General features: G+C 32.3%; 11 protein-coding genes, 1 tRNA gene and 1 pseudogene. 8 read left to right on the top strand and 5 right to left on the bottom strand.

What is annotated here, in order from left to right; genetic code table 11:
- Positions 1 to 97 precede the first annotated feature (97 nt).
- A tRNA-Pro gene (locus ACQY44_RS06675) sits at positions 98 to 172 on the bottom strand.
- A 199-nt stretch (positions 173 to 371) separates the two neighbouring features.
- On the opposite strand from ACQY44_RS06675, the gene ACQY44_RS06670 reads away from it, so the two are divergent.
- The 8 genes from ACQY44_RS06670 to ACQY44_RS06635 all read left to right on the top strand — a co-directional run bounded on the left by ACQY44_RS06670 (position 372) and on the right by ACQY44_RS06635 (position 9,652).
- A complete protein-coding gene (locus tag ACQY44_RS06670; RefSeq protein WP_428229628.1) occupies positions 372 to 2,879 on the top strand; it encodes a DUF2339 domain-containing protein in 2,508 nt (835 codons plus the stop codon).
- Complete coding sequence (locus ACQY44_RS06665; protein ID WP_428229627.1) at positions 2,866 to 4,092, top strand: hypothetical protein; 1,227 nt, start codon at positions 2,866 to 2,868, stop codon at positions 4,090 to 4,092. Before ACQY44_RS06670 ends, ACQY44_RS06665 begins: the two co-directional genes overlap by 14 nt.
- A gap of 244 nt (positions 4,093 to 4,336) precedes the next feature.
- Positions 4,337 to 5,104, top strand: a complete 768-nt coding sequence (locus ACQY44_RS06660) for a ParA family protein (protein WP_428229626.1) — start codon at positions 4,337 to 4,339, stop codon at positions 5,102 to 5,104.
- A gap of 5 nt (positions 5,105 to 5,109) precedes the next feature.
- A complete protein-coding gene (locus ACQY44_RS06655; protein ID WP_428229625.1) occupies positions 5,110 to 6,012 on the top strand; it encodes a ParB/RepB/Spo0J family partition protein in 903 nt (300 codons plus the stop codon).
- Complete coding sequence (locus ACQY44_RS06650) at positions 6,012 to 6,572, top strand: DUF5683 domain-containing protein (RefSeq protein WP_428229624.1); 561 nt, start codon at positions 6,012 to 6,014, stop codon at positions 6,570 to 6,572. Before ACQY44_RS06655 ends, ACQY44_RS06650 begins: the two co-directional genes overlap by 1 nt.
- Positions 6,573 to 6,608: 36 nt before the next feature.
- Positions 6,609 to 7,310 (top strand): 4-hydroxy-tetrahydrodipicolinate reductase, encoded by a 702-nt coding sequence (gene dapB / locus ACQY44_RS06645; protein ID WP_428229623.1) that lies wholly within the window; start codon positions 6,609 to 6,611, stop codon positions 7,308 to 7,310.
- Positions 7,311 to 7,374: 64 nt separating this feature from the next.
- Complete coding sequence (gene lepB, locus ACQY44_RS06640; RefSeq protein WP_428229622.1) at positions 7,375 to 8,931, top strand: signal peptidase I; 1,557 nt, start codon at positions 7,375 to 7,377, stop codon at positions 8,929 to 8,931.
- Positions 8,932 to 9,025: 94 nt separating this feature from the next.
- Positions 9,026 to 9,652, top strand: coding sequence for a WbqC family protein (locus tag ACQY44_RS06635; protein WP_428229621.1), 627 nt, complete (start codon positions 9,026 to 9,028; stop codon positions 9,650 to 9,652).
- On the opposite strand, the gene ACQY44_RS06630 is transcribed toward ACQY44_RS06635, so the two are convergent.
- The 4 genes and pseudogenes from ACQY44_RS06630 to ACQY44_RS06615 all read right to left on the bottom strand — a co-directional run.
- On the bottom strand, positions 9,642 to 10,223 hold the full coding sequence (locus tag ACQY44_RS06630) for an outer membrane beta-barrel protein (RefSeq protein ID WP_428229900.1): 582 nt from the start codon (positions 10,221 to 10,223) through the stop codon (positions 9,642 to 9,644). The two genes, ACQY44_RS06635 and ACQY44_RS06630, sit on opposite strands and share 11 nt — an antisense overlap.
- 7 nt (positions 10,224 to 10,230) lie before the next feature.
- The gene (locus ACQY44_RS06625) at positions 10,231 to 11,283 is read right to left on the bottom strand and encodes an outer membrane beta-barrel protein (RefSeq protein ID WP_428229620.1); all 1,053 of its coding nucleotides are present in this window, start codon (positions 11,281 to 11,283) and stop codon (positions 10,231 to 10,233) included.
- A complete protein-coding gene (locus ACQY44_RS06620) occupies positions 11,258 to 11,920 on the bottom strand; it encodes a TonB-dependent receptor plug domain-containing protein (RefSeq protein WP_428229619.1) in 663 nt (220 codons plus the stop codon). The genes ACQY44_RS06625 and ACQY44_RS06620 overlap by 26 nt, the downstream gene beginning before the upstream one ends.
- 333 nt (positions 11,921 to 12,253) lie before the next feature.
- Positions 12,254 to 12,694 (bottom strand): annotated as a pseudogene (locus tag ACQY44_RS06615) (S28 family serine protease); the annotation flags it as partial.

Genomic DNA, 12,694 nt, shown 5'->3' with positions numbered 1-12,694 from the left:
AAGAACCCAACTAATCAGTTTTTGCTATTCTGAAATAGAGAATAACGAATAGAGTAGAAATAAAAAATCCTTTCTGTAAACACAGAAAGGATTTTTGTCGGGGTGGCAGGATTCGAACCTGCGGCCTCCTGCTCCCAAAGCAGGCGCGATAACCGGGCTACGCTACACCCCGTAAGCGGGTGCAAATATATAACTATTTTTTGCTTATCCAAAACATTTTATAAAATAAGAGCTATTTTTAATTTCAGAATAAATTAAATTGGGGATTATCACGGACTTAACTTTTTTTTATTAACACGAAAAAACCAGTAAAAACTACCTCCCTATCAAAATGTTATTATATTTACCAATCATAACATATACTTATTTCTATGGAAGGTTTTGTTTTAGCAGCGATATTTATTTTTTTGATTTACATTGTTAACATCATAAAAGGTCGTTTTGATCATCTCGAGAACGACATTCAAAAACTGAGTAAAAAAATCGATCTCCTAAAAGCAATCGAAAAACCTTCTGAAACGATTCCTGTTCCGCCAATTCCTGTAATAAGAAAAGAAGAATTTAAAAACGCTCCTGAGCCATCCCGATCAATAACGCCCGAACCTGTAAAACGAGAAGTTCCCGAAGAAAGAGTCACTGATGACACATTAGAAAAAATCGCATTGTCTTTGAATACTGACAGCATACCGAAACCTGTCGAACCAAAACCAATTCAAAAACCAATTGTCCCTATTGAACCTGAAAAATCATTCTGGGAAAATTTCAAGGAACAAAATCCGGATTTAGAAAAATTTATTGGGGAAAATTTAATCAATAAAATTGGAGTGTTAATTCTGGTTTTAGGAATAAGTTATTTTGTAAAATATGCCATCGATAAAGACTGGATCAACGAACCTGCCCGTGTTGGAATCGGAGTTTTGGCCGGTGCATTAGTAATGGGAGTTGCTCATAAACTGCGTAAAAATTATACTGCGTTCAGTTCCGTTATTGTGGCCGGGGCCATTGCAATTTTCTACTTCACCATAGGTATTGCTTTTCACGATTATCATTTATTCAATCAAACAGTTGCTTTTAGTATCATGGTCATCATTACGGCCTTTAGTGCATTGATATCGCTGTCGTATGACCGAATCGAATTAGCCGTACTTTCCTTGATTGGAGGATTTGCAGTTCCGTTTATGGTGAGCACAGGCGAAGGAAACTATGTTGTACTCTTTACATACATCATCATTCTAAATATTGGAATTTTAGCTTTAGCGTATTATAAAAAGTGGAATCTGGTTAATACTCTGGCGTATGTATTTACAGTTCTTTTATATGGAGCCTGGCTTTATAAAGATCTTAGTTCAGATAAACCTCATTATCCGGGAACTCTTGTCTTTGGTTTTGCCTTCTACTTTATTTTTATTCTAATGAATATTATAAATAACATAAGATCAAAAGGAGAATTCTCTACGACCCAATTGACTATTCTTGCCAGTAATACCTTTTTATTTTATGGTGCAGGCATGGCAGTCTTAACGAATTATCATCCGGAACTAAAAGGTTTATTCACCACAATTCTTGCCTTGCTGAATTTGATTTATGCCTGGTTTTTATACAAAAAATTCGACCTGGATCAAAAAGCAGCTTATTTGTTAATTGGCTTAACACTGACTTTTATAACACTGGCAATTCCGATACAGTTTGAAGGAAATTATATTACTTTATTCTGGGCCGCAGAAGCCGTTTTATTATTATGGCTTTCTCAAAAATCAAAAATTTCAAGTTATCGATTTGGCGCTCTAATCGTTCATATTTTAATGATCTTCAGTCTCATCATGGATTGGAACAAGTACTATAACAGCAATTTATCGTTAAACATCATTCTTAATCCAATATTTATTACCGGAATCTTTGCATCATTTTCTTTATTCGCTGTTTGGTATTTATTAAAAAATGAAACTGAAAACACCACTACATTTAATGTTTTATTTGATACTAAAAAATACAAGGATATTTTTTTAATGGCAGGATTTTTAATAACATACTTAACCGGTTTATTCGAAGTTATTTTTCAATCTAACAGTCACATTCAAAGTATTTACAGTGCAATTTCATTACCGGTATTATATCATTTACTGTTCTCTCTCCTGTTTTCTTCTTTTATGATGAAGAAAAAAACAACATCCGGATATCAGGCTGCAACGCTACTTATTATTGCCAATATTATTTTATTCGCTTTTTGGTTCTCTAACTATCCGTACTTAGAGCACAAAGAAATCATCAGCTCAGGATCCGGAAAATCAATTGCCTTTTACCTTCATTATATTTCGCTCATTATAACGATTTATTCCGCCTATCAGTTGTTTCAAATCAGTAAAAAAACAGATTTTACTTTCTTGAAAAGTACTTATTTAATATGGATTGCTGCTTTTTTTATTATTTACATCGCCAGTTCAGAAGTAATGCTTCATGGTTTGGTTTTAATGGATTCTCCTGTAACAATGCACGACATACAAACAAATTCTATGTATGCAAGCCATAAATCTGATCTGCCTTATTTACGTGAATTAATAGCGGATGGTTACATTAAATTGACAGAAACTAAAATAATCAAAACAGGATTTCCTGTCCTTTGGGGGATTTTAGCTTTTGTATTTTTAATTATTGGTATAAAAAAACAATACAAATCGCTTCGGGTTATTGCTTTATCTTTACTCGGATTAACTATTTTAAAATTATTTTTGTACGACATCAGCAATATTTCTGAAACAGGAAAAATCATATCATTTATCCTTCTGGGAATATTAATTTTGATTATCTCTTTTGTATATCAAAAAATCAAAGTCTTAGTTATTGATGAAAACAAGTCAAAGGAAACCAATGAAACTAAATAAATTTATCTTATTGCTATTTATTGCAAACCTTTCGTTTGGGCAATATCAAACTACTGCAAAACTAAAAAAGGTTACAGAAAACGGCTTTCATGAAATCATTTTATCCCCTGAAATCAGATCTTGTTCTAAACGGGATTTGAGCGATATTAGACTATTTGATTCTAAAGAAAATGAGATTCCCTATTTTATTCAAACTGACAATACAGTTTCCTCTAATCGTTTCGAAGAGTATACAATTGTTTCAAAAACAGTTTATCCAAAAAAGAGTACTTCCATTATCATTGCTGTCCCGCCTACTAAAACCAATAATCGCCTTTCGCTTTTTATTGCCAATTCTGATGTTGAAAAAAAATATTCAATTTCCGGGAGTGACGATCAAAAAGAGTGGTTTGGAATCTCTGATGCACAGCTATTATCATATTTAAACAGCGCTTCTGAGACAAGTGTTGTCAAAACCATTTCGTATCCTTTAAGTACTTATCATTTTGTAAAAATAGATTTTGACGATCGAAAAACACTTCCGATCAACATCTTAAAAGTTGGAAATTACAGCACACAATTTCCAAAAAGTCCGGTACATGAAATAGTTCCTGAGAAATCTTCACCAACAGAAATTCCTTCGGAAAAAACAACTCAAATCCATGTCCTATTTGATTCCCCACAAGTCATCAATCAGATTACTTTTGAAATTTCAAAACCAACTTATTACAACCGTAAAGCTATCTTATACAAGAAAGTAAAACGAAAAATAAAAAGAAAAACACAACTATTTAATGAAGATATCATCTCTTTTGATTTGAATTCAAATACCAACAACATTTTTACCATTCCTGAATTATTCGAAAAAGAATTCTTTATAAAAATTGAAAACCATGATAATCAGCCTTTATCAATTTCAAAAATAAAGTACGATCAAAAGTCGATTGCTATTGTTGCTAATTTAAATGCAAACGAAACTTATTTATTAAAAACCGGAAATAAGAATCTGACCGGGCCGGAATATGATCTTTCGAATTTTAAAAATAAAATTGCCACTGTTTTACCTCAAACTCTCATTTATGACATTCAGTCAAAAATTCCGAAAAAAAATTCAATTAAAAATAAATCTTTTTGGCAACAATCCTGGTTTATGTGGCTTTGCATTTTGTTTGGAGGCATTACAATTTTATTTTTTACAGCCAGCTTAGTAAAAGATTTGAAAAGAAAGAATTAAAATAAAATCTAAATTTTAACATTTTGTTCTTTTTCAGGATGTAAATTGTCGTTTTGTTCTTTTTAATCTAAAAACAACACTAAAATAGAACGAATTTTCGTTAGTATTTTTCATTATAACCGAATTTAAAATCCTGAAAACACGCACCATACCACGGTTAATCGAAGTTTCTTAAATGTTAACAAAATAGATTTTCAGAAACCATAAATAATTGTATTTTTACGGTTCAAAATTCAGAAAATAAATGGGCAAAATCATTGCGATTGCTAATCAAAAAGGAGGCGTTGGAAAAACTACTACATCGGTAAATCTTGCGGCCTCATTGGGTGTTTTAGAAAAAAAAGTATTATTGATTGATGCTGATCCTCAAGCCAATGCTACATCTGGCCTTGGGATTGATGTAGAATCTGTTGAGATGGGTACCTACCAAATACTTGAACACAGCAACACCCCAAAAGAAACCATTGTAAAATGTTCAGCTGTAAATGTTGATGTGATCCCTGCTCACATTGATCTTGTTGCCATCGAAATCGAATTGGTTGACAAAGAGAACAGAGAATATATGCTTAAAAAAGCATTAGAAAGCGTAAAAGACGAATATGATTATATCATTATCGACTGTGCACCTTCATTAGGTCTATTGACGCTGAATGCTTTAACAGCAGCTGATTCAGTAGTCATTCCAATTCAATGTGAGTATTTTGCACTTGAAGGATTAGGAAAATTATTGAACACCATAAAAAGTATTCAAAAAATACACAACCCGGATCTTGACATCGAAGGATTGTTACTAACCATGTACGATTCAAGATTGCGTTTATCCAATCAGGTTGTAGAAGAGGTTCAAAAACACTTTAACGATATGGTTTTTGATACGGTTATTCAGCGAAATGTAAAATTAAGCGAAGCTCCAAGTTTTGGCGAAAGCATCATTAATTATGACGCAACAAGCAAAGGAGCTGTTAATTATATTCATTTAGCCCAGGAAATTATAAAGAAAAACAGTAAATAGTTTTTATGACAAAAGCAATTAAAAAACAAGCCTTAGGAAGAGGATTATCAGCATTATTAAAAGATCCGGAAAACGACATTACCTCAGTAGAAGACAAAAACGCTGACAAAGTTGTTGGAAATATTATTGAGCTTGAAATAAGTGCTATCGAAATAAATCCGTTTCAGCCTAGAAGCAATTTTAATGAAGAATCGCTACGTGAGTTAGCCACTTCTATCAAAGAACTTGGTGTAATTCAACCTATTACTGTTCGAAAATTAGACTTCAATAAATACCAGCTAATTTCGGGAGAGCGCCGTTTACGTGCTTCAACCTTAGTTGGCCTGACACATGTTCCTGCCTACATTCGTATTGCTAATGACAACGAATCATTGGTTATGGCTTTGGTAGAGAACATTCAGCGTCATGACTTAGACCCAATCGAGATCGCACTTTCGTACCAACGTTTAATTGACGAAATTCAATTGACTCAGGAACAAATGAGCGAGCGTGTTGGAAAAAAACGTTCTACAATTGCGAATTATTTACGTCTTTTAAAACTGGACCCGATCATTCAAACCGGTATCCGTGATGGTTTCATCAGCATGGGACACGGCAGGGCGATTATCAACATTGAAGATTTAGACATTCAAACTGATATCTATCAAAAAATAGTTAGCCAGAACCTATCAGTTCGTGAAACAGAAACTTTAGTAAAAAATTATCACGAAAGCTTAAAACCAAAAGCAGAAGGAAAAGCAAAACCAGAATCTTCTTTTGTAATCAGAGAAACACAAAAAAACACTTTCAATGATTATTTTGGTGCGAAAGTTGATGTAAAAGTGGCTGGTAACGGAAAAGGAAAAATTACAATACCTTTTAACTCCGAAGCCGACTTTAATAGAATTATAAAATTAATAAACGGATAGTGAATAAAATTGTCCCCATCAGTCTATTGTTCTTTCTCATAGGAACCGTTTCTCTTTTTGCTCAGGCAAAAAAAGACACGGTTTTGGTTGTTAAAGACACTAGCAAGTTACAAGAAATAGACCCGCTCACGCCGGCAAAAGCAGCTTTTTACTCCGCAATACTACCCGGTTTAGGTCAGGCATACAATAAAAAATACTGGAAAATACCGTTGGTTTACGGAGCAATTGGTACCAGTTTATATTTTTATCTTGATAACAATAAAAAATACCACGATTATCGCGATGCTTATAAACGAAGATTAGAAGGCTATAACGACGACAACTATCAGTTTCTGGATGAAAGCAGACTTATTGCAGGTCAGAAATTCTATCAACGAAACAGGGATTTATCGGCTTTATTTGTTGTTGCTTTTTACGCTTTAAACATCATCGATGCTAATGTTGATGCGGCTCTGATTCAGTTTAATGTAAGCGAAAGATTATCAATGACTCCGGAAATATACCCCAACGATGTAACTTTTAGACCAAACGTTGGACTAACTTTTAATTACCACTTTTAAATAGCCTTCGTTATTTAAATTCAAAAAATATATAAAATGAAAATTGCGCTTTTAGGATACGGAAAAATGGGTAAAGTAATTGAACGAATTGCTTTAGAAAGAGGTCATGAAATTGTTTTAAAGAAAGACGAATTCAATACATACGACGGTCTTTCCACAGCTGACGTCGCAATTGACTTTAGCGTTCCGACTGCTGCAGTAAGCAACATCTCAAGTTGTTTCAATAATAATGTTCCCGTAGTTTCAGGAACAACCGGATGGCTGGAACATTTTGACGAAATGATTGCACTTTGCAACGAAAAACAAGGTGGATTTATATCCAGTTCAAATTTTAGCTTAGGAGTTAATATTTTCTTCGAATTGAATGAGTATTTAGCCAAAATCATGGCACAATTTGATTCTTATAAAGTTACGATGGAAGAAATTCATCATACTCAAAAATTAGATGCTCCAAGCGGAACCGCTATTTCCCTGGCAAAAGGGATTATCGAAAATAGCAACTACGCAAATTGGACTTTGGATCAGGCTAAAGCAAACGAAATACATATTGAAGCCAAAAGAATTGGAGATGTTCCGGGAACCCATACGGTAACTTATGACTCAGTAGTAGACAGCATCGAACTAAAACACACTGCTCACAACCGTGAAGGTTTTGCTCTTGGAGCCGTAATCGCTGCTGAATGGCTTGCTGGTAAAACAGGAGTTTACAGCATGAAAGATGTATTAAACTTAAAATAACAGATTGAAATTTTAAGGCCGAAACTAAAAAAACCTTAAAACTTGAAACTTTAAACAAAATATTATGACACTATATCTTTGGTTCGTATTTTTCTTAGCTGTACAAGTAATTCATTTTCTGGGAACCTGGAAATTGTATCAGGCAGCAGGAAGAAAAAGCTGGGAAGCTGCAATACCGGTTTACAATTCAATAATTTTAATGAAAATAATTAGTCGACCAACCTGGTGGACTTTATTACTTTTCATTCCGATTATTAACCTGATCATGTTTCCGGTTATCTGGGTAGAAACACTAAAAACATTTGGCAAAAAATCTACTTTAGACACTTTATTAGGGATATTTACCTTTGGGTTTTATATTTATTATGTCAATTATACTCAGAAATTAGAGTACAATGCCAATAGAGAATTAAGACCGCAAAACAAAACCGCTGACACTATAAGCTCATTACTTTTTGCTATTATCGTAGCAACTTTAGTACACACTTATATCGTACAACCTTATACGATTCCAACTTCATCATTGGAAAAATCGTTATTAATTGGTGACTTTCTATTTGTAAGTAAAGTAAATTACGGTCCACGTGTACCTATGACAACCGTAGCACTGCCAATGGTTCACGACACTATACCATTCTTAAAAAGAAAATCCTATTTAAGCTGGCCACAATTGCCTTATTTTAGACTTCCCGCTTTAGAAAAAATAAAACGTTCAGATATCGTAGTTTTTAACTGGCCCGTTGATACGGTACATTATTTCTATGAGCCAAAAGGAAGACCAGGCGTTATAAAACCCATTGATAAAAAATCGAATTACGTAAAAAGATGTGTTGGTATTCCGGGAGACAGCTTATCAATTGTAGACGGTTTTGTTTTCATTAACGGAAAAAAATTGATTTTACCGGAAAGAGCCAAACCTCAATATTCTTACACAGTAGCTTTAGATGAAAAAACACCTATCGATATTGAATCTTTAATGAAAGAATTAGATATAACTGATGGTGCTTACCTAAAAAATCCGGACAGAAGAGATACTATCTATTTCAGAGCATTAACAGAAGCCAGTGCTGAACGCCTGAAAAACACTCCTGGGGTTACTGCTGTCAAAAGAGAAATTGACAGAGGAAATGACAATGCAATTTTTCCTCATATTAACAAATGGAGCCAGGATAATTTTGGACCAATCTATATTCCGGAAGCCGGAAAAACAGTTGCTCTAACCAATGAATCTTTGCCATTCTACAAAGAAATCATTACTAAATACGAAGGAAACACGCTACAATTAGACGGCTCCCACTTCTTGATCAACGGAAAACAAGCTACTACCTACACCTTCAAACAAAACTATTACTGGATGATGGGAGACAATCGTCACAACTCTGAAGACAGTCGTTATTGGGGATATGTACCTGCAGATCACATCGTAGGAAAACCTGTTTTTATCTGGATGAGCTGGGATACTAACGGCAAAGGAATTAACAAAGTTCGTTGGAACAGAGTTTTTACCACCGTTAATGGCGAAGGACAACCACAATCTTACTTTAAATATTTCTTAATTATTCTTGCTGCATATTTTGTGGGTGAATATTTCTGGAGAAAAAGAAAAGAAAACAAAGCATAAAATAAAGTTTTTTTTGTTTCAGGTTTCAGGTTTCAGGTTCTTTGCGAACGTGAAACCTGAAACCTGAAACTTTTAACTCAAAATTCAACATAAAATGAACTCTCTATTACTTCCTACTTATTTTCCTTCCATTAGCCACTTTGCAGTTATGGCTCAATCTGAAAATATTACTTTTGAAATGGAAGATAATTTTCAGAAACAAACCAACAGAAACCGTACTTATATCTACAGTCCAAACGGAATTCAGTTACTGAATATCCCAATTAAACATTCAAAATCAATACATCAAAAAACAAAAGATGTTTTAATTGAGAATGAATTCGACTGGCAGAAACAACATTTTAAATCACTGGAAGCAGGGTACAGAAGCTCTCCTTTTTTTGAGTTTTTTGAAGACGATATTCGTCCTGTTTTCGAAAAAAAACATACTTTTTTAATTGATTTAAACTTTGAAGTTCTGGATATCGTAACCAAGTGTTTACGAATGAAATTAGAGTTTAACAAAACCATTGAATATTTTGCCGAAACAGAAAATCTATCTGATTTCAGATTTTTGGCAAACGGAAAAAAAGACCCCAACACATTTGAAAAATACACACAGGTTTTTGATGACAAACATGGATTCATCAATAATCTAAGCGTTCTGGATTTAATTTTTAACGAAGGGAAATTTGCTATGGATTATTTGAAAGAGCAGATCATAATAAAAACTATCGTCTGATGTCATTGTTATTAATATCCGGAGAATCTATTTTATCATTAAATTTTTTACCAAAATTATATGTTAAAATCAATAATAAATTTCTAGAATTATTTGTGGTTTCTACTTTTTGATAAAAATTGCCATAGCTACTTATATCTGTAAATCCACTAGCAGGCTTACCTAGTAAGTTTCTCCCATACAAACTAATACTTATCTTATCGTTTAACAGATTGGTACTTATATTGAAATCCAGATAGGGCTTCGTTATTCTCTTTGACAATAATGAATAATTAGGACCATCTTGTCTACCTGAAAATGAAACTGAAATTTTATCTTTAAAAAATTTAGTACTTAAATTAATGTTTCCTCGAAAAGTATAGCCACTATTTTTTTCAATTACTGCCATTTCACTATTATCTTCATAAACATTATAATCAAACCCAGAATTAATATTAGTTATTACTTTCTTAAACAATTTTGTTTTGATCCCCAGACTAAAACCTACAGAATTATACCTAGCCGCATTATTAAGCGTTTGAACTAATAATTCCCCATCTTTTCTATAAACTTCTGTTATTGCATTGTTAATAGATTCATTATAAATTTTTTAGTGAAAAATTATCTGATTTAATCGATTTATTGAATGTCAATGAATAATAATCTCTTAATTGAGGATCTAAATCTTCATTCCCCTGTTTTGCTAATCCTGGATATATAACGACAATATTGTTATTCAAATCACTGGCATCCGGCCGTAAAACTTTTCTTGAATAACTAAATTTAACATCAAGTTTATTTTTAAAATGATAAATACCATTAAATGTTGGTAATAATAAATTATAGTTCTGGTGCAAAGTACTATTACTGTTATAAGTATTTTCAAAAGTCAAGGCTATTTCTGTAGAAATCTTACTAGACCAATCAGTATCTAATTCTACTGAAGCATCGACCACTTTTTGATTAAGAAAATAAGTACTCTCAAAAAAACTATAGTTTCTATTAATGAATTTCAAATCAGAATAAAAACTCATATTTTTTTTAAACAAAGTTATGTTCTCTGACTCTAAATCTACCTCTATTGAAAACTCCTTATTTTTAGATCGAATATCATAGTATTCTAATCCTTGATATTCGTAATCAAACACGTTGGCATCAACTTTCTTATATATTGAATAAGCACTTTTTACAAAAAGAGTCGTGTTTTCTTCAAAAGAATGACTGAAAACTGAAGCTAAATTCCATTGGCTATTCGTTTCTTTACCTTTTTTAGAAAAAAGCTCAGCCTTATCATCGTTTAACATTGAAAAACCTTTAGCATTGCCGTTAAATTTATAACCAGAGAATGCATTAGTAAAAGTGATATTTGATCTCTCTGATAACTTAACTCCTACTCTTGTATTAAAATTTTCCTGATTACTTTTTGTTTTTTTTACGTTACTTTGATAAAAAGCACCTTCTTCATCACTTCTAAAAGAATTAAAATCAACAACTTGATCATTATCCAAATATCTAAAATTGGATCTTATTGCAAACCTTCCTTTTTTATAAGTAAGAGCAGGAATAACAGACCAATAATTATTACTAGCTCCAATAGTAGTACCAACACTTCCTTTTATAAATTCTTCACTTCTTTTTTTTAGTGATAACATTAACTATAGCTCCTAAAAACTCCGAACCATATAGAGTTGACGACGGATTGGAAATCACTTCAATTTTATCAATATTAATTGCATCAATATTTTCCAGTTCATTTGACATTGCTTCTATTCCATCAATGAAAATTCTAACACTTAGTACCCCATCAACAATTACCTTTTCTTCAAATTTATTAAAATAGACATTTGGAACAGTACTTAAAACTTCTCCGGCTTTCGCATTTTTTAAAAAATCTTTTGAATCAATTTTATATATAAATTTCCGAGCTGTATTAATTATTTTATTGTCAGATTTAATTATAACTTCGTTAAGCTCTTTTGGTTCCTCTTTCTCAAGATAAATGTTATTCTCTGATTTTGTATCTACAATTCTATGATAGTAAGTTCTATAACCTGGTTTACTTGTTATCAAAAACAAAGTATCATTTCCTTTAATAGCTATATTAGAAAATTTATACATACCTTTTTTATCAGTAATTGCAAATTTCGAAAATGTGCCACTTTTTAATTCAATTACAACATCTGTTAAGGCTGAATTATCAGATAAAATTTTCCCATAAATCTCTGTGCTATTTTGTGAGAAGCAATTTATAATTATAAAGAAAAGTATAATACAAAGTTTTAAGTTCATTGAAGTGGTTATAAAAAAGATATACTATTTGAGCTAATATATAACCCTTCTATTAAATCCACAAAATAAAAAGAAGAAAATTCCTAAATTACGAGATTCGATAAAAAACGATCTTTTACTGTTAAAAAAATATCATAATCCTATTAATCTGGACTATGCACATAAAATATCTATAGTTCTTTAATTATGATCAACAGCAACAAAAAAATATCATACTTTCCTGAAGAACTTAAAGCTAAATTTGACCTTAATCTTTTTTGTCAAATTCCTTTATTTCCAGCCACCTCGCTAAAGTTTCCAGAATAAAACGCTTTATCTTTTTCAGGAAAACCTTTAACTCTTGTCGTATGACTTCCGGGCTGGAAGAACCATTTTTAAGGCATCTAATTTTGAATTTGGTGTTGGAGAACAGGAATACCAGGTGTCATCACCTCCGTAGATGTATAAAATTTTATCACCCTTATTTTCAACATATTTGCGTACTTCTTTAATATATTGGGGATGGTATTTTATAACAACATCTTTAGGTGCAAAACGATTATTAGAGGAACTTTTTACCATTTTCAACAAATCTGCAACCGGGGATAAATCAAAACCATAGTATCCCAGCTCGCTCAAATGCTGATAATACGACGGCAGATAATTAAAGTACATTTTATCATTATACGTTTTGACGCCTACTATATGATCCAAATAATCAAACAATTCTTTTGGAGTTGCTTTTTCTGTTGGAATAGCATCACATTTACCTCCCCATTGCCAGAAAGAAAAAGG

The organism is Flavobacterium sp. (assembly GCF_965277525.1).
Lineage (GTDB): Bacteria > Bacteroidota > Bacteroidia > Flavobacteriales > Flavobacteriaceae > Flavobacterium.
Note: the sequence above shows the minus strand (reverse complement) of the source record. Positions and strands in the feature narration are given on the sequence as shown.

Bases quoted from the DNA above. Each gene is read 5' to 3' on its own strand.
- ACQY44_RS06635 (WP_428229621.1), top strand. From the start codon at position 9,026: ATGAACTCTCTATTACTTCCTACTTATTTTCCTTCCATTAGCCACTTT.
- ACQY44_RS06665 (WP_428229627.1), top strand. From the start codon at position 2,866: ATGAAACTAAATAAATTTATCTTATTGCTATTTATTGCAAACCTTTCG.
- ACQY44_RS06620 (WP_428229619.1), bottom strand. From the start codon at position 11,920: ATGAACTTAAAACTTTGTATTATACTTTTCTTTATAATTATAAATTGC.
- ACQY44_RS06670 (WP_428229628.1), top strand. From the start codon at position 372: ATGGAAGGTTTTGTTTTAGCAGCGATATTTATTTTTTTGATTTACATT.
- lepB (WP_428229622.1), top strand. From the start codon at position 7,375: ATGACACTATATCTTTGGTTCGTATTTTTCTTAGCTGTACAAGTAATT.
- dapB (WP_428229623.1), top strand. From the start codon at position 6,609: ATGAAAATTGCGCTTTTAGGATACGGAAAAATGGGTAAAGTAATTGAA.
- ACQY44_RS06660 (WP_428229626.1), top strand. From the start codon at position 4,337: ATGGGCAAAATCATTGCGATTGCTAATCAAAAAGGAGGCGTTGGAAAA.
- ACQY44_RS06625 (WP_428229620.1), bottom strand. From the start codon at position 11,283: ATGTTATCACTAAAAAAAAGAAGTGAAGAATTTATAAAAGGAAGTGTT.
- ACQY44_RS06655 (WP_428229625.1), top strand. From the start codon at position 5,110: ATGACAAAAGCAATTAAAAAACAAGCCTTAGGAAGAGGATTATCAGCA.